Below are 20,776 nucleotides of genomic sequence, written 5' to 3'. Positions count from 1 at the left end.
CTCAACCCGGAGGTGACCAGTGTCCCATGTTTCCCAACAGAGCCCGCTGCGCGTGCTCGAACTCTTTGCCGGTGTCGGTGGATTTCGCTGTGCGCTCGAGTCCACCAAGACCCCAACGGAATCAACCGAAGACCCAGCCCCAGGCTACCAAGTCGTCTGGGCAAACCAGTGGGAGCCTGACGCGAAGCGCCAGTGGGCGGCCGACATCTACCGCTGGCACTGGCCAGGCGAACTGGATGGCCGCGACATCCGCGCGGTGCTCAGCGACCCGCATACGCTGGCCCGTCTCGAAGAGCTGCGCCCCGATGTACTCGTCGGTGGCTTCCCCTGTCAAGACTACTCTGTCGCTCAACCCGTCCGTCGCGCTCACGGGCTGGCCGGCGACAAGGGCCAACTTTGGTGGTCCGTTCACGACCTGCTGAAGCAGCTGCGAGAGCGCGGCCAGCCGGTTGCCCACCTCATCTTGGAGAACGTCGACCGCTTGCTCAGCAGCCCGGCCGGCGCGCGCGGCCGGGACTTCACGGTCATCCTCGGCAGCCTTCTGGAGCTCGGGTATGCAGTCGAGTGGCGCGTCGTCAACGCTGCAGACTACGGCTACCCGACGCGGCGCAAGCGGCTCTACATCCTCGCCCATCACCAACACACGGCGCTAGGCCGCGCGGCGCTGGCGGCCGCAGCGAACGCGCACAGCGCCCGGCAGTGGTTGACCCAGGACGGCGCCATCGCCCGTGGCTTACCAGGTGACACGAACACCGAAACGGGGCTGCTGCTGCCGCACGAGCTGCCACAGTTGCTCGCTGACACCGAACTCAGTCCCGCCAAGTCGCCCTTTGCTAACGCTGGTCTGTGTGCTTGCGGCCAGGTCTGGACCGCGCCGATTGCGGCGCGGTCTTCAGCGGACTTCACCGCGTTCGTGGGGCAAGCGCAGCCTCTCACGCTAGGCGACGTCGTGGCCGGCACCACCGTCGTTCCCGAGGCGTTCTTCATCCCCGAGGACCAACTGCCTCGCTGGCAAGCGTGCAAGGGCGCGAAACGCATCCCGCGCGTGAGTGCCACTGGCCATGTCTATACCTACAGCGAGGGCGCGATGGCCTTCCCGGACCCGCTGGACCGACCGGCGCGCACGGTCATCACGAGCGAAGGGGGCGCCAGCCCTTCGCGCACCACGCATGTCGTGCGCCATGCGGATGGTCGCCTGCGACGGCTGACGCCGGAAGAGGTGGAGGCCCTAATGGGGTTTGCGCGCGGGCACACAGCCCTGGACGGGATTCGACCTGCCCAGCGGGTGGCGCTCATGGGCAACGCGATTGTCGTGGGGGTCGTGCGCCAGCTTGGGTGGGGGCTGTTACAAGCACGGGTTCAGGCCGCACCGGGTATGGGCACTTCAAGCCCGGTTCGCGAGGGCTATTCGCTAGACGGGGCATGACGCCCCCGATACCGACTCCCTGGCCCATAACTGCCGACGCCGACGAACCGACTGCTCCTCAGCCGCATCCCCTAAATGAGGACGGCGGGCAGGAGCGGCTTGCCTGGGGCCGCGCCGAGCTGGACGCCTGGGCCAAGCGCCAAGCCCAGCTCAGCGCCCAGGCCGGTGTCCCGGTGCGCGACAGCGTTTGGAATCTGCAGCCCTCGGGCAAGACCCCCGAGGAAGCCCTGCTCAGAAGCGCCGACCCCCGGTGGTGGCGCCGGGCTGGGGCCCGCCAGCTGCGCCAGGCCCGCGAAGCGGCGCTGCTGGCTGCCGGAAGTATCGGCCACGACGGCCAGCGCTACGCCAGCGACGTGGCGCTGGCGTGGCACAAAGACAGCCAAGTTCATGCGCGACGCTTTGCGCGCGACAGCGTCATCTTCGACCTCGCCACGGGCCACATGCAGCCCCTAGAGGAACGGTTGCACCACCCACGGCAGCTCGCGGCGCGCTACTACGCCTTTCTGAAGGGCATCGAAGCGCTGGCGGTCGAAGCGGGGCTGCGCTGGGCGATGCTGACCATCACGCTGCCCAGCGCCTGGCACGCCCGGCCTAAACATCACGACGGCCAGCACCGCTGGAACGGCCAACTGCCCGATGCCGGTCACCGCGAAATCGCCCAGGGCTGGCACCGGCTGCGCATGCAGCTACGCAAGCACGGCATCATCCTGAGCGGCGTGCGGACAGAGGAGCCCATGCAAGATGGCACGCCGCATTGGCACTGCGCGTTCTTCTTCAAAAGCGACGACGAACTGCGGCGCATCTGCCAGGCAACCCTGACCCAGTTTCCAGCCGGCCTGCGAATCCGGGAAGCCGTGGGTACCCGAGCGGGCAAGCTGCAGTTTCGCATCCGGCAGTACGACAGCCTCGATGACTTCCGAACGGGTCGGTTTCACCGCAATGCCCGCCGTGGCGCGCAGTGCCAGCTCGACCTGGGAGCACCCCGCACGCCCGGCACCGAAGGGGTGGTGGCGAGCTTTGCGAGCTATGTGTTGAAGTATGTCGCCAAAGCCTGCGGCGTTGGCATTCGGCCACGGCAGGGCCAGCCCGGCGAGCAGCCCGCCGCCGACGGCCAGCGCACGCCCGGCGGTGATGCCACGGCGCACAGCGAACTCGCCGGTGAACAGGACGACTCGCTCATCGACTCCGGCCCCGCCGCCCGGGTGCGCGCGCACCGCAGCACCTGGGGCATCCGGGGAATCGAATTTTACGGCATCCCCAAAGGCGCGGCCAGCTGCTGGGACTTGCTCAGACAGGTCCGGCTCGATGACGAGGCCGAGCGTGCTGCGCTCGACCCGGCCGTTGCCGAGTTGGCCGAAGTCTGCCAGCGCGACAAAGGCCAGGGATTCGCCGAGTACCTGCGGCTGCTGGGTGGCCTGGCTTGTTCGCCTATGCCAGCGCGTTACGTCGTCAAGCCGTTACGGGTCAAGGTAGCCACGCAATACGGCGGCGAGGGGGAGCGGCTGGTGGGTGTGCAGGTGCAGGATGTCGCGCGCAGCAAAACCGCCAGGGCGTTGGTGCGGCCCTTGGGCCGCCAGCTGCTGCGCAAGCAAGCCGCCGAGGCGCTGGCTGCGCTCACCGGCGAGGGACTTGCCCGGCAGACGGTGGCTGAGCAGGGCGGGCAGGGCAGCGCCGCAGGCGCTCTTGTACACATAGCAACAGTTGAAACCTCCCAGGTCGAACCGGGCTCGAGGCGACCGCAGGAAGATACGTCGAGTGCGCAACAGCGCCAGGCCATTGAGCTGCCCGTCGATGGGCATCATGCGGTGCTGGCCGCCGCCGGCTCGGGCAAGACGCACCTCCTCGTCGAACGGGCGGCGTGGCTGCTGCAGCAGGGCGTGCCCGCCCACAAGCTCGTGCTGACCACTTTCACTCGCGAGGCAGCCGAGCACCTGCGCGAGCGGCTGCACGCGCGTGGCGTGCACGGCGTGCAGGTGGGCACGATGCATGCGCTGGCCAGGCACTGGCTCGGCATCAAAGGCGGTGAACCTGACTTCGACGCTTGGTTGCTGCGCAGTGCCGAGCAGGGTCGTCAGGACAAATGGCTGCTGGTCGACGAAGCGCAAGACTTGAGCGAAGCGCAGTGGGCCTGGGTCGAGGCACACGGGCATACGGTGTTTGCGGTTGGGGACGAGCGCCAAGCGATTTACGCTTGGCGGGGGGCGAAAGCGGGCGGGTTGACCCAGTGGGCCCGCCAGTGCGCGCCGACCCAAGACGCACTGTTCGATAACCTGCGCAGCGCAGCGCTCAGCGTCAACCGTCGCTGCGCGGCGCCGATTGTCGCGCTGGCCAACGCGCTGCCGCTTGGTATGCCCGCTACCCAGGCGCTGCACGCTGCAGGCAGCGTGCAGCTGCAGCGCTGCGTCAGCCGCGAGGCCGAGCTCGAGACCATCGTTGCGTGGCTCTCGGACACGCTGACGGCGCGCGATGCCGCTGTCTTGGTCCGCAGCAATGCCGAGGTTGCCTGGCTCAAGGCTCGCCTAAAACTGCGCGGCATCGACGCGCCCGTGATGACTATTCATGCATCGAAAGGCCGGGAATGGGATGCGGTCGTCCTTGCACTGGGCATGCGCAAGCCTAGCGAAACGGCTGACGACGCCCTGCAGACTTGGTACGTCGGCATCACGCGTGCGAAGCGGCAACTCCTGCTGACGTCGGTCGGTCTGCTGCCCCAGGCGCTCGAGGACGCCTGGGCCGCGGTGCGTGGTGGGCAAGCCACAGCAGCCCCGCAGGACGGCACGTTCGCTTCACGTGGCACAGCAGATGTCCAAGAGGTCGGGCAGCGGGCGGATGCCGGCACCTGAGCCGCCGATAGGCGTTGAGAGCCGGGTATCGGAGGGCCACGTCCGCACGGGGGCAGCCGCAACGTCGGGCGGCGCGCAACCCGGGGGTCGCGAAGTCACGCGCATCCTCTGCCCACCGCCTGCCGCCACCGGGTTGCGCGCCGGCTGCGGCGCGCGGCTCACACAGCGCCTCCCCGCTCGCCCCCGTCGTTCACATGCAGCGTCGCGGCGGAAGGGCAGATACCCAGACGCTGCAGGGCCCTGGCCACAGGCCGACGCACCGGCATCGGGTCAGGAATCGCGAAACCCCGATGCCACGTCCGAGCGTGGTCAGGCCGGGCTTTGCGGTGGCGTTCGCTACACAACAAGACCCCAACAGGAGACCTCCCGATGCTCGACCTTGCACTACCCATGACCGGCCTCAACCGTCCATCCCAAACGCGGTCCGAAACCGTGCACACAACCCGTGCCCGACGGGTGCACTACGACGCCCAGCGCTACGCGCATCCGCACGCACAGCAGCAAAGCCTGGAGCGTGCGGTGCTGGAGCACCTCAACCGCCACCGGCTGCTGCGCGCGGTGGATGTGGCCGCGGCCATCGCCGCGGACCGGCGGTTTGAGGCGGCGATGTCGGCGGCGCAGCGCCAACTGGCCCGGTTGGTTGAAGACCGGCTCGTGCAGCGCAGTGTCGTCGCGCACCAGACGGTGTACGCACTGACACAACGCGGCGCGTATCGACTGGTCGAACTGCGCGGTGACGACCCGGGTACACCGCCGCAGCCGTGGACCGCCTGGCCGGCCGTTCGACCGAGCGCGCGGCGGGTGGCGGACAGGAGCAATCCCCAACACGCTCTGCTCATATCGCAGACTGTCATCGCCGCCGAAGCTCTGGGGCTGACCGCGTGGACAGAGACTGAACTGCGAGCGTTGCTCAAGACTCCGCCACTCACGGTTGCTGTCGACGGCAAACCACGCGGGCTGTGGCCCGATGCGTTCATCGTGCTGCCCGGTGCCTCTGGTCCGCAGCTGGTCTGGGTTGAAATCGACCGCAGTCAGCGTGGCAGCCGGCGGCTGGCGGACCTCACGGCGCTCGTGCGCGCTGCCGGATGCGCGGTGCGGGTGCCGGGCAGTGGCAGCCACGAGGGCGAGCGCATCATGCCGCTGCGCCGCATTGTGGTGCTCACCGGCAGCACTGGCATCGCCCGGGCGAATCTGTCGCACCTGCTGCCCCGCGTCACTGTGGGGTTGACCGGCGACAGCGGCCTGGTCCAGCGTGGAGGGGGTCTGTACGACGTGCTCGTTGACGCCGAGCAGCGCCTGAGCGGCGGCCGGGTGCAGACAGTGCGCCGAGTCGGCGCACGATTGCTCGTGCAGCCCTGGAGTGTGCCGTCACCGCGCGAGTGGTTTGACAGCAGCGCGTTGCCTTGGTCGCTGTCGAGCGGCCAATGGCCCCCTTCTCGGCCGCTGGGCTTTACTGCCACCCCGTGAGATGGGTCGACGCACGGTTCACACGGCCTCCAGGCGCTGCATCGTGTCGGGAAACTGCGCCACCATCCGAATCAGTAGAACCGCTTGCGCGTTGGGCTTGGCACGGCCCTGCTCCCAATTCTCCAGCGTTCGCTCGTTGGTGCGCAGGTAGCGGGCGAACACCGGTCGGGACAGTTTGAGCCGCGTGCGTACCGCAATCAACTCCTGTGGTGCCAACCCCGGCACGGGCTTGGACTTCACCTGGACTTGGCGGAGCGTGAGTTTGCCCTCGCGCTCGGACTTTAACGCCTGGAGCCCCTCCATCACCTCCGCGAAGACGTCGCGCTTGCTCATGACTTGAACCCTCCAAGTTGTTGACGGTGCTGACGTTCCACATCCAGCAGTTGTCGGATGGCCTTGCGCTGCTGTGGCGTCAAATCGTCAGCCTCATCCTTGTCGTACACAGTGAACAGCCAGAACTGACGGCCGCCGAGCCACCAGTAGTAAATGACGCGCAACCCCCCGCGCTTGCCCTTGCCGCGTCTGGGGTCTGCATGCCGCAACTTGCGCAGACCACCCGTCCCTTCGATCACATCGCCAGCCAAGGGGTTGCGCATGAGCGCCATCTGCAACCCCCGGTAGCTCTCGTCGTCCATGTAGTCGGCCCGCAAACGCTCAAACGCAGGCAACTCCACGAAGACGGCTTTCATAGTTGAAGTGTACGTGAATTGCGTACCCAAAGCAAAGGCCAATCTTCAAGGCCAGTCTTCGAGGCCGGGCCGCAAGGCGCACCCGCAGGGCCTGACCGGTTTGACGTCCCGGTGGCTATACGAAACAGGACATATCCGCTGCGGCTGTTGACCTTGCCCCTGGAAACCGGATCCCTTGCTGAGTGGTTGAATACAGGCAAGGAGAACGGAAGTGACGAAGGCAACGAGAGCGCGCTACACGCTGGAGTTCAAGCTGGAAGCGGTCAGGCTGGTCAAGGCTGGCCAGAGCATGGCGGCGACGGCGAAGATCCTGGGCATTGCGCAACAGACGCTGCACAACTGGATCCGTGCGGACCGAGACGGTCGTCTGGCGGGGGCTGGAAGCAAGCCGGTGAGCCCAGAGCAGATGGAGATCGCCAGGCTGCGCGCGGAGCTGGCGCGGGTCAAGATGGAGCGCGACATCCTGGGAAAAGCGACGGCGTACTTCGCGAAGGAGCGGGGGTGAAGTACGCCTGGATCGAGCGTAACCGCAAGCGCTGGCCCGTGTCGGTGGCGTGCGCAGTTCTGGGGGTGAGCCCCAGTGGGTACCACGACCACCGTGTGCGCCAGGCACGACCACGACGTGGGATCAGCAACGATGCTCTGCTGGTTCATATCCGAGCGATCCATGCCGAAACGCGTGGCGAGTACGGCTGGCCGCGGATCTGGAAGGAACTGCTGGCACGCGGCATTCGGGTGGGTAAGGAGCGCGTTCGCAAGCTCATGAGCCTGCACGGCATCCGCGCCCGAGGCAAGCGCAAGTTCAAGGCTACGACCGACAGCAACCACAAGCTGCCGGTGGCGCCGAACCTTGTGGATCGGCAGTTCAAGCCGGCCACGCCGAACGCCGTGTGGACGAGCGACATCACGTATGTGGCCACCGACGAGGGCTGGCTGTACCTGGCGGTGATCATCGACCTGTTCAGCCGCCAGGTCGTGGGCTGGTCGATGCAGCCGCACATGCGGCGCGAGCTGGTGATTGACGCGTTGCACATGGCCTGGTTCCGCCGCCATCCGCCGCCGGGACTGATATGCCACAGCGATCGCGGCAGCCAATACTGCAGTGCCGACTTCCAGAAGGCGCTGACCGGCTACGGCATGCGCAGCTCGATGAGTCGCAAGGGGAACTGCTGGGACAATGCGCCCACGGAAAGCCTGTGGGGCTCGCTCAAGGTGGGCAGGCTGCACGGCAAACGCTTCAAGACCCGGCGCGACGCCATGGACGAGATCGTCGACTGGCTGACGTTCTACAACCACCGGCGGCTTCATTCGTCGTTGGGCTATGTCAGTCCGATGCAATTCGAACGGGCTTGGCTTGCCGCCCAGAAAAGGCAGGCTGCGTAACGGTCTCAGCTATGGGATCCGGAACTCGCGGGCAAGGTCATGTTGCCGCAGCCCCAGACCCCCAACGACCCAACATCTGTACAGAAAGGACACGCGATGCAAGTGTATTGCAATGTCGCTATCGAGCCGACCCGCAAAGTCGCCGCCACCAGCGGCAAGGCCTACTACGAGTTCCGCGCCGCGGAATCGGTGAAAGGGGATTCTGAGGCGACTTGGTACACCGTGCGCCTGTTCCGCGACGAAGACCCCGGTCTCAAGAAAGGCGACTTCGTCTGTGTGACGGGGAAGCTCAAGAACGATGTCTTCATCGCCCGCGACGGCAAGCCCATGGGCATTTTGACGCTGCTGGCGTTTGCGCTGACGCGCATCACGCGCGACGGCAAGCGCGAAGACATCGTCAGCCAGCCCGCGGCCAAGGCCCCCGGTGCGCCAAGCCAGCGTTCGACGACACCGCCGCCGCTTGCGTGCGACTCGAAGCCGCACGCAGTGCCAGACGACGTCGACACCCGGTGGCTCAGTCTCGTGTGAAAGACCGACGTGACGTTCTTCCAGCAGCCCCGCGAGCGTGCGGGCCATGCATCAGCTATTGAGGACAACCACAGCATGAACACGACCGTGAATACGACCCTCCCCGCCCAGAATGCCAAGACAACCCCGTCGATTCGGGAGAGCGAACAGCGCCACGACCGGCCTGAACCCCGCTTGCTCGTCGCACTGCGACGCCAGGCGAGTCGGAACGGTCACAGCCAAGTCGAACTCGCCCAGCATCTGGGCGTGACTTCGGGCTATTTGATGCAACTGCGCTCGGGCACGCGCGATGTCAGCCGCATCTCGCTCGACTTCGCGCGTGCGTGTGCGAGCTATCTCGACACGAGCACGCTCAACGTGTTGCTGCTGTCGGGCAGCATCGATGTCAGCGACTTCAGTGCGCCCGGCAACCCTGAGCGACGCATTCGCAAGGGCCTGCAAGCGTTGCTGGAAGACCCCGCGTACGCCGGATTCATCGATGAACCACTGCTGCGAGCACTGCCGGCCGATGCCCAGCAACTGCTGGTCAGCTTGTATGAAGAAGCGACGCAGCAGGATTTTGGGGTCAGCCGCATCCTGCCGCCGATGACTTGGTCCTCCCTTCGGCTGGCCACGAGCCTCGCAGCTGAGGAGGTCCGCGAGTCGGAGCGTGATGGCCATGACACACTTCTGTGACCTGCTGCCCGAGCCCCCAGCCAATCCGTGGGAAGAGGTCATTGCGGCCTGGGCGGCGCTGCTGCCCAGCGATACAGTGACACCCGTCAAACGGCTGCTGGCACGGCAGGCCGTGCAAGAGCGCCTGCTGCCCGCCGATTTGGCGGTCATCCTGGGCACTTCCGCGGCGGAACTGAGAAGCTTCTTTGTTCGCGGCAAGCCGCTCGAGCTCGAAGACGAGGCCGTTGCGGTGCTCAAACGGGTTCTGAAGCTGCCCGCAGTCGCGCTGCGAGTGGGTCTGCACCAACTTCGCCTGACCGACTTTGTGAGCCCGTCTGGGTTGGGCCGCTGTCAGCGGATGCTGCTTCAACAGCACCCGAAGCTCGGCGCCGTGCTCGACGATGCACAAGTCGTCGCCGTCTTTGCGCTGCTTGCAGGCATGAACGGGGATGAGCCGGGAAGCGAGCGTCGACTCATCGTGCCCGACGTCCATCCACGAAAGTAAATACTAAAACAACCGAAAAAATCAGGTCAATAGACAAAAACTACTGAAAGTTTTGTGATTTTGAACCCCCTCGAGGCCCCCTGCCTTGGGGGGCTTTCTTTTATGTACGTTGAAACAAATCAATGACTTATGTGTCTTCTGTGGCTTCGACCGACTTCGACGGCGGTCCAGAAAAGTACCTTCAGTGCGCTTCGCTACACGTGATACGTGACCGGGTATCGCCCCTCAGGTCACGGGATGCGGCGGGGGAGGGCCCTGCCAGCGCGTCGGTTCCACCGATGGGAGCCGTGGGCGTATCGAGGGCATACGTTATGAAGTTGCACATCACAGAAGCAGCGCTCAAGAGCTGCGTTCCGACGGCCAAGCCGGCGGTCAAGGTGTTTGATACCGAGGTCTCGGGGTTCGGCGCACAGCTGACCCGGACCGGGACAGGAAACTATTTCGTCACCCTGCGCGGCCCGGATGGTCAGCGTCGCCAGCACAAACTCGGCGTTGTGGGCAAGCTGGCGGCGCATGAAGCACGACGGCAGGCGCGCGAGCTTTTGGTGAGTGTGCGCAATCAATCCCGTGCCAAGCGCGGTCGCCCACCGGCGCGGGGCACTGGTCTGACCCTGTCAGACTTCTTCTACGGGGGATTTTTGGCCACGTTACGCGCCCAGTCCAAAAACGCGGAGACCCACGTGTCGCTGTATCGCAATCACGTCGAGTCTGTCTTGGGGCAGTTGTTGATGACGAAAGTCACTTTGCAGCACATACTGGCGTTTCAAGAGCAGCTGCGCCGCAAACCCGTTGCCGGGGGGCGCTGGAAGAAGCAGGCGGGAAAGACGCTGTCGGAGGGCACGGTCAAGCGGGTGCTGATTCTGGTGCGCCATGTGTTCAACGAAGCGCGCCGCCAAAAGGTGCCAGGCGTAGTGGATAACCCAACCGCAGGACTGAAGCTGGGCAGTGATGTGGCGGTCGTCAAAGGGCGCTTCCTGCAACCCGAGGAGGTCCACCGGCTGCTGGCGGTCGCACGCGAGCACGATGCCGACTTCGCTGACGCTTTGCTGATGGCTGCTCTGACCGGACTGCGCCGCAGCAACGTCTATCGCTTGAGCTGGGACCAGGTCGATTTCGAGCGCGGTCTGATTCGTTACGAGCCGAGCGAGGTCAAACAGAAGAAGGCGTTCGTCAAGCACCTGAGTGCGCCTGTCATGCAGATGCTGCAGCGACGCCGGGCAACACAAGCCGAGACTGGCTTGCAGACGCGATGGGTCTTTGCGAATCCGAAGACCGGTGAGCCCTACCATAGCCGCCGCTGCTTGTGGGAGACGGTGCGCGATGCGGCGGGATTTGCGGGTCTGCGGCTGCACGACTTGCGGCACAGCTTTGCTTCGGCTTTGCTGGAGGCGGGTGTCAACATCGTGGCGGTCAAAGAGGGGATGTCCTGTTTTTTGTGTGTGGGGCGGTTTCTGAATCTGTCCTCGTGTCGTTCAGCGTGGTGCGAGGGTGAAGCGGTCGCCGTATAGTATCGCGAACTGGTTCATCGCCGATTTCCACTCCTTGCTCGCCCGCTTCCAGTCCGCGGTGATGTTGCGCAAGGCCAGCCAGATCAGCTTGGTGGCCGCCTCGTCGCTTGGGAAGTGCCCGCGGCTCTTGATGATCTTGCGTAACCGCGAATGCACGCTCTCGATGGCGTTGGTGGTGTAGATGATCCGCCGCACTTCGGGCGGGAACGCGAAGAACGGGATCACCCGGCTCCACGCCCGCCGCCAGGCCGCGACCACGGTCGGGAAGCGCTGGCCCCACGGCCCTGCCTCGAACGCGTCCAGCGCGCGCTCGGCGGCCTCCGCGCTCGGTGCGGTGTAGATCGGCTTGATCGCCGCGGCCAGCGCCTTACGGTCCTTCCAGCTCGCATAGTCGAGGCTGTTGCGGATCAGGTGCACGATGCAGGTCTGCAGGGTCGTGGCCGGAAACACCGCCTCCAGTGCCTCCGGCAGGCCCTTCAGGCCGTCGGCCACGCCGATCAGCAGGTCCGTGACCCCGCGGGTCTTGAGATCGTTGAACACCTTCATCCAGAACTTCGCGCCTTCGGTGTTCTCGATCCAAAGCCCCAGAATGTCGCGGGTCCCGTCCGGCAGCACGCCCAAGGCCAGATACACCGCCTTGTTGCGCACCACGCCGTCCTCGCGGATCTTCACCCGCAGGGCATCGAAGAACACCACCGGGTACATCGGCTCCAGCGGCCGGGCCTGCCAGGCCCCCACCTCGGCCATCACCGCGTCGGTGACGGCGCTGATGAACTCCGCTGACACCTCGATGGCGTACATCTCGGCCAGATGGCCCTGAATCTCGCGCACCGACATGCCGCGGGCATACATCGAGATGATCCGGTCGTCAAAGCCGGCAAACCGGCGCTCATGCTTCGGGATCAGCTGCGGTTCGAAGCTGCCGGCCCGGTCGCGGGGCACCTCGATCCGCAGCGGCCCGCCGTCGGTCAGCACGGTCTTGCCGCTGCGGCCGTTGCGATGGTTCCCGCAGCCGCCCTCGGGGCTGGCCAAGTGCACGCCCAGCTCAGCCCCCAAGGCGCGCTCGATCACGGCCTTCTTCAGCTTCTGGAACACGGCCTCGACGCCGGCGGCGTCCATCGGTCCGGGGATCAGCTTCTCAAGCAGCTCGTCGGGAAGAATGGCGTCCGGCTTCGCGGCGGGGGTGGTCTTCTTGCGTGGCATGGGGGCTCCTGGAAGTCGTCATGGTAGGCCCCTCACACAAAAATCCTGACACCCTCGTCAAAGAAGCGCTGGGGCATACGCAGCTCAAGACGACGATGAAGTACTTGCACTTGACCGACAAGACTCGCAAGCAGACGGAAGAGGTTTTGGCTCAACGGCTGCTGCAGGGGGTGTGACGCTGTCCGCACAGCAAATCACCGGGGGTCTGCATCGCGATTGACAGTCTGATTGCCGGGCCGGGGGCTGACCCCGGCCCGTGCTCATTATGATTCCCGGCATGTCGTACGACGCCAGTTACAAATGGCTTTTCAGCGAGCCGCGCCTCGTTGAAGACCTCCTGCGGGCGTATGTGCCCGGCCCCTGGGACCAAGCCGATTTCTCGACCCTTGAGCGTGTCAACGCCAGCTATGTAGACCCGTCCGAGACGCAACGTCATGACGATATGGTTTGGCGGCTGCGAGTGGGTCAGCGCTGGGTTTGGGTGTACCTGCTTCTCGAGTTTCAGCAGGAGCCGGAGCAGCACATGGCGCTGCGCATGCTGGGATACGTAGCATTGCTCGCGCAGCACCTGCTCCGAGAAAAGCAGATGAACGACGACGGCAGTCTGCCGCTGTTGCTGCCGGTGGTGCTCTACACGGGTGAGAACGCATGGCACGCGCCTGCCGATGTCGCCGAGCTTTTTGATGCCTCGCTGTCGACCCTGCAAGGGTATCTGCCACGGCTGAAGTACGTGTTGCTGCAACAGCGGCTCCTGGTCAGGCATGAGGTGCCGGCGGTGCGCAACCTGGTGCAGGCTGTGTTCGAGCTGGAGCAAGGGGAAAGCCGCGAGCAACTGCAGCAGTTGTTGGCAGCGCTGCAAAGTTGGCTCAGCGATGACGCTTCCGCATCGATGCGCCGGCACCTGACGCTGTGGCTCAAACAGTGGTTGCGCCGCAGCCGTCGCCGGGGTAGCATTACCGCCGATCTGGAACAACGCGTGGACTGGCTGGAGCCATCGATGAAACTGCACGAGAAGCTTGACTTGTGGTACGACCAAGCGATGGAAGCGGGTGAGCACAACGGGCTCGCCAAGGCCGTTTCCATACAGGCACGCCTGCGCTTCGGTGAACTGCCGAGCTGGGCGCATGAGCGGCTTCAACAAGCAAGCGACGAGCAACTACAGCGCTGGGTGGCGGCGATGCTCAGCGTGGGCAGTCTTGAGGAGTTGTTCGAGCGCTAAGCGGTGGCGGGGTGTCGCTGCCCACGAGCTGGTAGCGGGCTGCCTGTTCTGGGGCGGCCCATTTTGTTTTGAGTGTACGCGCAGAGGTGAATGGTTGCGTGGGTGGCCATGCTCGCCTGAGTTGCTACGCCCTGCAAATTTGCGACAAAGCGACAAAGCAAGCACACGGGTAAAACGCCAAAAACGATGGTTTGTCGCAATATAAAAACATAACAACGATATTTATATGCTTTACGAATATGATTTTACTGGTGAATTTGCGGCGGTATTCTCATGCTCACAACGGGTGTGGACAACATCACCCTGTCCAACGCCCAGAAGTCCGTCGTCGGTATCGTGGACTTCAACAACTCCGTCTCCACCCTCAACGCCGGTGACGTCATCGTCGGCACCGGCGTCGTTGGCGACGAGCTGCGCGTGATTCTGGATAGCACAAGCTACCCCGGCTCGGCGACGATCACCGATGTCGACACGATCACCGTCCAGGTGGGCGCGGGTGGTGGTGTTACATTCAACGCCACCGGCGTCACGGGCGCCAAGCAGATCATCATGAAGGATGCCGTTGGCGCGCAGACCATCAGCAACATCGGTTCGCTTTCCACCGCGGTGGGGATCACCAACACCACGCAAAGCCTGACCGCCAACTGGTCCAACGCCTTGCTCGCCGGCTCGAACGACGCCGTGACCGTACTGCTCGACACCGCGACAGGCGCGGCAGCGCAAACCGTTACCGTCAGCAACGGCGTCGAAGTGGTCAACGTCAAGACCTCCGGCGGCAAGTCCGACATCAACAACATCACCGACAATGTTGCCAGCGGCTCGCTGAAGACCATCAACGTTGCTGCCGACGCTGCGCTGCGTATCCGGAACCTCGATGCCGACATCACCACCTTTGATGCCAGCGCCTCCACGGCCGGCGTGCGTGTAGCGTTCGGCGCAGGCAAAGACATCACGGCCACCGGCGGCAAGGGGGATGACCGCTTCACATTTGGCCTAGGCGACTTCACCGACAAGGACAAAGTCACCGGCGGTGACGGCACCGACCGCCTCGATGTCACGCTGAATGCCAACCTCGCCACCAAGAACCAGATCAGCGGCATCGAGACCATTTCGGCGAGCGCCAATGGTGCCGCCTTCACCTTCAACCTCAGTGGCAACACCGACATCAAGACCTTTATCGTGCGTGAGGACGGTGGAGCGAACACCATCACCCTCACCAACGCCGAACAGGTGCTGCAGACGGTCGGCTACCAGGGGAATGAAACGAACGGCAACCAGACCTTTGACAACCTCACCGTCAACCTCGCCCCGGGCAAAGGCACGGGCTCGTCTGACGCCACCACGGTGGTCGTCAATAACAAGGACGCGAGCGGCGCTGAAGTGGCGCTGGCGACGGGGAATGCGTTCAACCTCGGCACCCTCACCCTGCCCAACGTCGAAAACGTCACCATCGACGTGCAGGCCAACGGCAACGCCAACCTGACGCTGTCCGACACCGCGCTGACCTCGCTCACCCTGAAGGCCACCAAGGACCTGACCTTCAATGCTGCGCTCAACTCGACCAAGCTGACCACCGTCGATGCCACCGGCGTCAATGGCAAGCTGACGATCGATACCAGCTTCTCGAACGAGTCGGTCACCATTTCGCTCGGCAATGGCAACAACGTGGTCACCGTGGGGGGGGGTAACGGCACGGACGACATCACGCTGGTTCAGCTCGGCACGGGTGCCAACACCATCGCCCTGGACCCCACAACGGTCGGTCCAAACGGCTTCTTCATCGCTACCGGCTTCAACGCCGGTGTAGGTGGGGATTTGATCGACTTTACTGGTCTTGTAAACTTTGAGAGCAAGGCTCTTAATGACCTTGCCCGCGAGTTCCGGATCCCATAGCTGAGACCGTTACGCAGCCTGCCTTTTCTGGGCGGCAAGCCAAGCCCGTTCGAATTGCATCGGACTGACATAGCCCAACGACGAATGAAGCCGCCGGTGGTTGTAGAACGTCAGCCAGTCGACGATCTCGTCCATGGCGTCGCGCCGGGTCTTGAAGCGTTTGCCGTGCAGCCTGCCCACCTTGAGCGAGCCCCACAGGCTTTCCGTGGGCGCATTGTCCCAGCAGTTCCCCTTGCGACTCATCGAGCTGCGCATGCCGTAGCCGGTCAGCGCCTTCTGGAAGTCGGCACTGCAGTATTGGCTGCCGCGATCGCTGTGGCATATCAGTCCCGGCGGCGGATGGCGGCGGAACCAGGCCATGTGCAACGCGTCAATCACCAGCTCGCGCCGCATGTGCGGCTGCATCGACCAGCCCACGACCTGGCGGCTGAACAGGTCGATGATCACCGCCAGGTACAGCCAGCCCTCGTCGGTGGCCACATACGTGATGTCGCTCGTCCACACGGCGTTCGGCGTGGCCGGCTTGAACTGCCGATCCACAAGGTTCGGCGCCACCGGCAGCTTGTGGTTGCTGTCGGTCGTAGCCTTGAACTTGCGCTTGCCTCGGGCGCGGATGCCGTGCAGGCTCATGAGCTTGCGAACGCGCTCCTTACCCACCCGAATGCCGCGTGCCAGCAGTTCCTTCCAGATCCGCGGCCAGCCGTACTCGCCACGCGTTTCGGCATGGATCGCTCGGATATGAACCAGCAGAGCATCGTTGCTGATCCCACGTCGTGGTCGTGCCTGGCGCACACGGTGGTCGTGGTACCCACTGGGGCTCACCCCCAGAACTGCGCACGCCACCGACACGGGCCAGCGCTTGCGGTTACGCTCGATCCAGGCGTACTTCACCCCCGCTCCTTCGCGAAGTACGCCGTCGCTTTTCCCAGGATGTCGCGCTCCATCTTGACCCGCGCCAGCTCCGCGCGCAGCCTGGCGATCTCCATCTGCTCTGGGCTCACCGGCTTGCTTCCAGCCCCCGCCAGACGACCGTCTCGGTCCGCACGGATCCAGTTGTGCAGCGTCTGTTGCGCAATGCCCAGGATCTTCGCCGTCGCCGCCATGCTCTGGCCAGCCTTGACCAGCCTGACCGCTTCCAGCTTGAACTCCAGCGTGTAGCGCGCTCTCGTTGCCTTCTGACCTTGCCCGCGAGTTCCGGATCCCATAGCTGAGACCGTTACGCAGCCTGCCTTTTCTGGGCGGCAAGCCAAGCCCGTTCGAATTGCATCGGACTGACATAGCCCAACGACGAATGAAGCCGCCGGTGGTTGTAGAACGTCAGCCAGTCGACGATCTCGTCCATGGCGTCGCGCCGGGTCTTGAAGCGTTTGCCGTGCAGCCTGCCCACCTTGAGCGAGCCCCACAGGCTTTCCGTGGGCGCATTGTCCCAGCAGTTCCCCTTGCGACTCATCGAGCTGCGCATGCCGTAGCCGGTCAGCGCCTTCTGGAAGTCGGCACTGCAGTATTGGCTGCCGCGATCGCTGTGGCATATCAGTCCCGGCGGCGGATGGCGGCGGAACCAGGCCATGTGCAACGCGTCAATCACCAGCTCGCGCCGCATGTGCGGCTGCATCGACCAGCCCACGACCTGGCGGCTGAACAGGTCGATGATCACCGCCAGGTACAGCCAGCCCTCGTCGGTGGCCACATACGTGATGTCGCTCGTCCACACGGCGTTCGGCGTGGCCGGCTTGAACTGCCGATCCACAAGGTTCGGCGCCACCGGCAGCTTGTGGTTGCTGTCGGTCGTAGCCTTGAACTTGCGCTTGCCTCGGGCGCGGATGCCGTGCAGGCTCATGAGCTTGCGAACGCGCTCCTTACCCACCCGAATGCCGCGTGCCAGCAGTTCCTTCCAGATCCGCGGCCAGCCGTACTCGCCACGCGTTTCGGCATGGATCGCTCGGATATGAACCAGCAGAGCATCGTTGCTGATCCCACGTCGTGGTCGTGCCTGGCGCACACGGTGGTCGTGGTACCCACTGGGGCTCACCCCCAGAACTGCGCACGCCACCGACACGGGCCAGCGCTTGCGGTTACGCTCGATCCAGGCGTACTTCACCCCCGCTCCTTCGCGAAGTACGCCGTCGCTTTTCCCAGGATGTCGCGCTCCATCTTGACCCGCGCCAGCTCCGCGCGCAGCCTGGCGATCTCCATCTGCTCTGGGCTCACCGGCTTGCTTCCAGCCCCCGCCAGACGACCGTCTCGGTCCGCACGGATCCAGTTGTGCAGCGTCTGTTGCGCAATGCCCAGGATCTTCGCCGTCGCCGCCATGCTCTGGCCAGCCTTGACCAGCCTGACCGCTTCCAGCTTGAACTCCAGCGTGTAGCGCGCTCTCGTTGCCTTCGTCACTTCCGTTCTCCTTGCCTGTATTCAACCACTCAGCAAGGGATCCGGTTTCCAGGGGCAAGGTCAATGAACGTGACAGGTAGCGATGAGGCGACCCTGATTGCCAATTTCCTGGCGCTGACCAACCCCACGGCTGGCAACGACAACGCTTTCGACAATAACCTTTCCGTGGGAGACCTCGTCGTTGTCAACGGTAATGATAGCAATGCCTATATCTTCCGTGTCACGGCAGTTAACGCTGATGTCGATATTAGGGAACCTCTGCACTACCCCGCCCACTCGTTCGTGGCGACGAGTTCAGGGTCAATATCGTTTCGTAGGATGGGATCGAAACAGATGCTGAACGGTTCTTGGGCTCCAGCAAGCCCCTTCGTGGGCCCTCTGCAGCCTCATCCGGCCCCAGTGAGCCCACTGCGGGCGCACTTATCCCGTCGCAGCCAGCAAGGCTTTGCGCGCCAGCCACAGATTGACCAGCGCAAACAGGACGTTGAGCTGCGCGCCGTTCTTGGCCAAGCCTCGATAGGGCGTCTTGCGGTAGCCAAACTGGCATTTGAGTACCCGAAACGGATGCTCACCCTTGGCACGAATGCGCGCCTTGGTGCGTTCCAAGGCATCCATCACCTGGCCAAGAAAAGTGCGCTTGTCCAATGCCCGGCGCTTGCCCGGCCGCATGGCCACGTGCCAAGCGACTTGCTTGCCCTGGTTTTCCGCTCGCTTGTCCACTCCCTGATAGCCCGCATCGGCAAAGACGTCGGTCTCTTGCCCGTGCAAGAGCCGATGCGCCTGCGTCACATCCGAGACGTTGGCAGCGGTGGCCACCACCGTGTGTACCAGCCCTGTCTCGGCGTCGACCCCAACGTGCGCTTTCATGCCGAAGTACCACTGGTTGCCCTTCTTCGTCTGGTGCATCTCAGGGTCGCGCTCACGGCGGGCGTTCTTGGTCGAGCTGGGAGCAGCAATGAGCGTGGCATCCACGATGGTGCCGCTCTTGAGCATGAGGCCACGCTCGGTCAGGATGCGATTGACCGTCTCGAGGATACGCTGGCTCAGGCCGTGTTGCTCCAGCAGGTGGCGAAAGCGCAGGATGGTGCTCTCATCCGGCACGACATCCACCCCCAGGTCCAGACCAACAAAGCTCGCCAGCAGCGGCGTGTCGTACAAGGCTTCCTCCACCGCCGGGTCCGACAGACCAAACCACTGCTGCAAAAAATGAATCCTCAGCAGCTTCTCTACCGCAAAGGGTGGCCGCCCACCCTTGGGACCCGCCTTCGGCGCATACGGCTCGATGAGTGCGACCAACTCTGCCCACGGCACCACACGGTCCATCTGCTCCAAAAACGCACGCTTGCGGGTGCGCTTGGCGCGCAGCTCAAAGCCCGTATACATCGGCGCCTCCAGACTCATCTGCTTCATGTCGCTATTGTCCCATCCCGGCAGTCTGGCAGGAAGGTTTTGCAGACCTTCCCTAGAGGTCGGACTGGACGGGCGGGTGACTGCCGTAGAATGAAAAAATGCGAAATCGGCAGATAGTTGTTCGGTGGAACATGCGCGGCAAAGTGGCGCGTGCGGCGTTGGCGGTCGCGATGGTTTGCGTGCCCCCTTGGGCGTGCGCGTCGCGGCTTTGGACGTACGTGGATGCCCAGGGGGTTACCCATATAGGTAACGTTGCGCCGCCCCCCGTCAAACGGTTGCAGTGGCTCGGGCCGGACGAGCGAGTGAAAGTCAGGGTTGCCACCCGCTATTTGGCCGATCTGCTGCGCATGTTCGAGGGGGAGCTGGAGCTTGCGATCGCGGCCTACAACGCGGGTGAGGGCGCCGTGCTGCGCCACGGTCAGCGCATACCGCCCTATCCCGAGACGCAGCAGTATGTCACCCGCGTCATGCGCTACTACCGCGCATTGACGGGCTCTGCAGGGTAAGCCCCTAAGTCGAGCGAGCCCACCACGCCACGCCATGTTGACGCAGTTGGTCCTTTCTTTTCTGGTGTCACTGCTCGCATGCGGATGGCTGGTACGCGAAGGCCGCAGGTTCGCCCATCGCTACCCCGCAGACGCGCCGCAGCGTTTCCACGCGGGGGACGTGCCACGCTTGGGCGGCGTAGCGATGCTCGCCGCGTTTGTGTTGGTCTCGGCACGACAGGTGCACCCCATCATGGGAGATTTACGCTTGTCGGTCGTGTCATGGCCAGTGTGGGTGGCTGTCGTGTTGACGGTGCTGCCCGCCGTGCTGGGGGGGATCTTCGAGGATTTGACGCACCGGCTCCGCCCGTTTCTTCGTTTTGCGTTGACGGGTGTTTCCGCAACGCTCGCGGTCGCCGTGCTGGGGTTGAATATCGATCGCTCTGGCTTGCCGTGGTTCGACGAATGGTGGCGTTGGACGCCGTGGTTTGGCATCGCCCTGGCATGGCTGGCGGTGGCAGGTTTGCCACACTCCTTCAACCTGATCGATGGCTACAATGGGTTGGCGGGTGCCGTGGCATTGGCCATCACAGCCGCACTGGCATATGTAGCGCTGAAGGTCGGCGACTGGCCGCTGGCGGCGCTGCTGTCGTCACTGGCCGGCGCGACGGCGGGCTTTCTGGTGTGGAACTACCCGCGTGGCCTGCTGTTTGCAGGGGATGGCGGCGCCTACCTGTGGGGCAGCGTGCTGGCCATCGCGGCCATTGCGTTGGTGCAGCGCAATCCGGCGGTGTCACCCTGGTTTCCGATGTTGCTGTTGTCGTATCCAGTCGTCGAGACACTTTTTTCCGTTTATCGCAAAGTGGTCCGGGGCGATTCTCCAGGGGTGGCGGATGCGCTGCACTTTCACCAGTTGATTTACCGACGCATCGTGCGCGGCGTGTTCCACGACGATGCCGCGCGGCAACTGTTGATGCGAAACAACCGAACGTCTCCCTACCTGTGGGGCTTTGCCATGACGACCGTCGTACCGGCGGTCCTGTTTTGGGACATGACGCCCGTGCTGATGCTGGGGTGTGGGTTATTCGTGGTGGGCTACGTCGCCGCGTATTTGACGATTGTGCGGTTCAAGGTGCCACGCTGGTTGCGGCGGTGAGATATGCGTTTCGGTGACC

Annotated in this window: 18 protein-coding genes and 2 pseudogenes; 14 read left to right on the top strand and 6 right to left on the bottom strand. The window is 64.2% G+C overall.

Annotated elements, in window-relative coordinates; all coding sequences use genetic code 11:
* The first annotated feature begins 52 nt into the window (after positions 1 to 52).
* The 3 genes from dcm to ACPP3B_RS03710 all read left to right on the top strand — a co-directional run bounded on the left by dcm (position 53) and on the right by ACPP3B_RS03710 (position 5,736).
* Positions 53 to 1,426 carry a DNA (cytosine-5-)-methyltransferase gene (gene dcm / locus ACPP3B_RS03720; protein WP_424859759.1) on the top strand — a complete coding sequence of 458 codons (1,374 nt, stop codon included), beginning with the start codon at positions 53 to 55 and terminating at the stop codon, positions 1,424 to 1,426.
* Complete coding sequence (locus tag ACPP3B_RS03715; RefSeq protein ID WP_424859758.1) at positions 1,423 to 4,269, top strand: UvrD-helicase domain-containing protein; 2,847 nt, start codon at positions 1,423 to 1,425, stop codon at positions 4,267 to 4,269. Before dcm ends, ACPP3B_RS03715 begins: the two co-directional genes overlap by 4 nt.
* Before the next feature lie 432 nt (positions 4,270 to 4,701).
* A complete protein-coding gene (locus tag ACPP3B_RS03710) occupies positions 4,702 to 5,736 on the top strand; it encodes a replication-relaxation family protein (protein WP_424859757.1) in 1,035 nt (344 codons plus the stop codon).
* A gap of 18 nt (positions 5,737 to 5,754) precedes the next feature.
* Here the strand turns inward: ACPP3B_RS03710 and ACPP3B_RS03705 are convergent, their stop codons facing one another.
* Entirely contained in the window at positions 5,755 to 6,069 is a 315-nt protein-coding gene (locus ACPP3B_RS03705) for a helix-turn-helix domain-containing protein (protein ID WP_424859756.1), read from the bottom strand.
* Complete coding sequence (locus ACPP3B_RS03700) at positions 6,066 to 6,425, bottom strand: toxin (RefSeq protein ID WP_424859755.1); 360 nt, start codon at positions 6,423 to 6,425, stop codon at positions 6,066 to 6,068. Before ACPP3B_RS03700 ends, ACPP3B_RS03705 begins: the two co-directional genes overlap by 4 nt.
* 211 nt (positions 6,426 to 6,636) lie before the next feature.
* Here ACPP3B_RS03700 and ACPP3B_RS03695 point away from each other — a divergent pair.
* The 5 genes from ACPP3B_RS03695 (at position 6,637) to ACPP3B_RS03675 (ending at position 11,003) form a co-directional block, all read left to right on the top strand.
* Positions 6,637 to 7,808, top strand: a protein-coding gene (locus tag ACPP3B_RS03695; protein WP_424859250.1) for an IS3 family transposase whose coding sequence is annotated in 2 segments (ribosomal slippage) — positions 6,637 to 6,892 and positions 6,892 to 7,808 — 1,173 coding nt in all. Because the reading frame shifts where the segments join, the coding sequence is not laid out codon by codon here.
* Positions 7,809 to 7,847: 39 nt separating this feature from the next.
* Positions 7,848 to 8,336 carry a single-stranded DNA-binding protein gene (locus tag ACPP3B_RS03690; RefSeq protein WP_424859754.1) on the top strand — a complete coding sequence of 163 codons (489 nt, stop codon included), beginning with the start codon at positions 7,848 to 7,850 and terminating at the stop codon, positions 8,334 to 8,336.
* 75 nt (positions 8,337 to 8,411) lie between these two features.
* A complete protein-coding gene (locus ACPP3B_RS03685; protein WP_424859753.1) occupies positions 8,412 to 9,011 on the top strand; it encodes a helix-turn-helix domain-containing protein in 600 nt (199 codons plus the stop codon).
* Positions 8,989 to 9,495, top strand: a complete 507-nt coding sequence (locus ACPP3B_RS03680) for a hypothetical protein (RefSeq protein ID WP_424859752.1) — start codon at positions 8,989 to 8,991, stop codon at positions 9,493 to 9,495. Before ACPP3B_RS03685 ends, ACPP3B_RS03680 begins: the two co-directional genes overlap by 23 nt.
* Before the next feature lie 278 nt (positions 9,496 to 9,773).
* Positions 9,774 to 11,003 carry a tyrosine-type recombinase/integrase gene (locus ACPP3B_RS03675; RefSeq protein ID WP_424859751.1) on the top strand — a complete coding sequence of 410 codons (1,230 nt, stop codon included), beginning with the start codon at positions 9,774 to 9,776 and terminating at the stop codon, positions 11,001 to 11,003.
* Here the strand turns inward: ACPP3B_RS03675 and ACPP3B_RS03670 are convergent.
* On the bottom strand, positions 10,968 to 12,206 hold the full coding sequence (locus tag ACPP3B_RS03670) for an IS256 family transposase (protein ID WP_132963481.1): 1,239 nt from the start codon (positions 12,204 to 12,206) through the stop codon (positions 10,968 to 10,970). The genes ACPP3B_RS03675 and ACPP3B_RS03670 overlap by 36 nt on opposite strands.
* Positions 12,207 to 12,226: 20 nt before the next feature.
* Between ACPP3B_RS03670 and ACPP3B_RS03665 the strand changes: the two genes are divergently transcribed.
* The 3 genes from ACPP3B_RS03665 to ACPP3B_RS03655 all read left to right on the top strand — a co-directional run bounded on the left by ACPP3B_RS03665 (position 12,227) and on the right by ACPP3B_RS03655 (position 15,318).
* The gene (locus ACPP3B_RS03665; protein ID WP_424859750.1) at positions 12,227 to 12,382 is read left to right on the top strand and encodes a hypothetical protein; all 156 of its coding nucleotides are present in this window, start codon (positions 12,227 to 12,229) and stop codon (positions 12,380 to 12,382) included.
* 101 nt (positions 12,383 to 12,483) lie between these two features.
* On the top strand, positions 12,484 to 13,425 hold the full coding sequence (locus ACPP3B_RS03660; RefSeq protein WP_424859749.1) for an Rpn family recombination-promoting nuclease/putative transposase: 942 nt from the start codon (positions 12,484 to 12,486) through the stop codon (positions 13,423 to 13,425).
* A gap of 288 nt (positions 13,426 to 13,713) precedes the next feature.
* On the top strand, positions 13,714 to 15,318 hold the full coding sequence (locus tag ACPP3B_RS03655; RefSeq protein ID WP_424859748.1) for a beta strand repeat-containing protein: 1,605 nt from the start codon (positions 13,714 to 13,716) through the stop codon (positions 15,316 to 15,318).
* 9 nt (positions 15,319 to 15,327) lie between these two features.
* On the opposite strand, the gene ACPP3B_RS03650 is transcribed toward ACPP3B_RS03655, so the two are convergent.
* The 3 genes from ACPP3B_RS03650 to ACPP3B_RS03640 form a co-directional block, all read right to left on the bottom strand.
* Positions 15,328 to 16,523, bottom strand: a protein-coding gene (locus ACPP3B_RS03650; protein WP_424859747.1) for an IS3 family transposase whose coding sequence is annotated in 2 segments (ribosomal slippage) — positions 15,328 to 16,244 and positions 16,244 to 16,523 — 1,197 coding nt in all. Because the reading frame shifts where the segments join, the coding sequence is not laid out codon by codon here.
* An 11-nt stretch (positions 16,524 to 16,534) separates the two neighbouring features.
* Positions 16,535 to 17,706, bottom strand: a protein-coding gene (locus ACPP3B_RS03645) for an IS3 family transposase (RefSeq protein WP_424859250.1) whose coding sequence is annotated in 2 segments (ribosomal slippage) — positions 16,535 to 17,451 and positions 17,451 to 17,706 — 1,173 coding nt in all. Because the reading frame shifts where the segments join, the coding sequence is not laid out codon by codon here.
* A gap of 420 nt (positions 17,707 to 18,126) precedes the next feature.
* A complete protein-coding gene (locus ACPP3B_RS03640) occupies positions 18,127 to 19,116 on the bottom strand; it encodes an IS5 family transposase (protein WP_066708478.1) in 990 nt (329 codons plus the stop codon).
* A gap of 98 nt (positions 19,117 to 19,214) precedes the next feature.
* Between ACPP3B_RS03640 and ACPP3B_RS03635 the strand changes: the two are divergent.
* The 3 genes and pseudogenes from ACPP3B_RS03635 to ACPP3B_RS03625 form a co-directional block, all read left to right on the top strand.
* Positions 19,215 to 19,379 (top strand): annotated as a pseudogene (locus ACPP3B_RS03635) (DUF4124 domain-containing protein); the annotation flags it as partial.
* Positions 19,380 to 19,409: 30 nt separating this feature from the next.
* Positions 19,410 to 19,622: pseudogene (locus tag ACPP3B_RS03630) on the top strand (lytic transglycosylase domain-containing protein); the annotation flags it as partial.
* A gap of 34 nt (positions 19,623 to 19,656) precedes the next feature.
* Positions 19,657 to 20,757 (top strand): glycosyltransferase family 4 protein, encoded by a 1,101-nt coding sequence (locus ACPP3B_RS03625; RefSeq protein WP_424859746.1) that lies wholly within the window; start codon positions 19,657 to 19,659, stop codon positions 20,755 to 20,757.
* Positions 20,758 to 20,776: the final 19 nt, after the last annotated feature.

Source organism: Tepidimonas sp. HKU77 (assembly GCF_049728535.1).
Classification (GTDB): Bacteria; Pseudomonadota; Gammaproteobacteria; order Burkholderiales; family Burkholderiaceae_C; genus Tepidimonas.
This window is presented reverse-complemented; position numbering and strand designations above follow the sequence as displayed.

Bases quoted from the DNA above. Each gene is read 5' to 3' on its own strand.
- ACPP3B_RS03715 (WP_424859758.1), top strand. From the start codon at position 1,423: ATGACGCCCCCGATACCGACTCCCTGGCCCATAACTGCCGACGCCGAC.
- ACPP3B_RS03705 (WP_424859756.1), bottom strand. From the start codon at position 6,069: ATGAGCAAGCGCGACGTCTTCGCGGAGGTGATGGAGGGGCTCCAGGCG.
- ACPP3B_RS03700 (WP_424859755.1), bottom strand. From the start codon at position 6,425: ATGAAAGCCGTCTTCGTGGAGTTGCCTGCGTTTGAGCGTTTGCGGGCC.
- ACPP3B_RS03690 (WP_424859754.1), top strand. From the start codon at position 7,848: ATGTTGCCGCAGCCCCAGACCCCCAACGACCCAACATCTGTACAGAAA.
- ACPP3B_RS03685 (WP_424859753.1), top strand. From the start codon at position 8,412: ATGAACACGACCGTGAATACGACCCTCCCCGCCCAGAATGCCAAGACA.
- ACPP3B_RS03680 (WP_424859752.1), top strand. From the start codon at position 8,989: ATGGCCATGACACACTTCTGTGACCTGCTGCCCGAGCCCCCAGCCAAT.
- ACPP3B_RS03675 (WP_424859751.1), top strand. From the start codon at position 9,774: ATGGGAGCCGTGGGCGTATCGAGGGCATACGTTATGAAGTTGCACATC.
- ACPP3B_RS03670 (WP_132963481.1), bottom strand. From the start codon at position 12,206: ATGCCACGCAAGAAGACCACCCCCGCCGCGAAGCCGGACGCCATTCTT.
- ACPP3B_RS03665 (WP_424859750.1), top strand. From the start codon at position 12,227: ATGGTAGGCCCCTCACACAAAAATCCTGACACCCTCGTCAAAGAAGCG.
- ACPP3B_RS03660 (WP_424859749.1), top strand. From the start codon at position 12,484: ATGTCGTACGACGCCAGTTACAAATGGCTTTTCAGCGAGCCGCGCCTC.
- ACPP3B_RS03640 (WP_066708478.1), bottom strand. From the start codon at position 19,116: ATGAAGCAGATGAGTCTGGAGGCGCCGATGTATACGGGCTTTGAGCTG.
- ACPP3B_RS03625 (WP_424859746.1), top strand. From the start codon at position 19,657: ATGTTGACGCAGTTGGTCCTTTCTTTTCTGGTGTCACTGCTCGCATGC.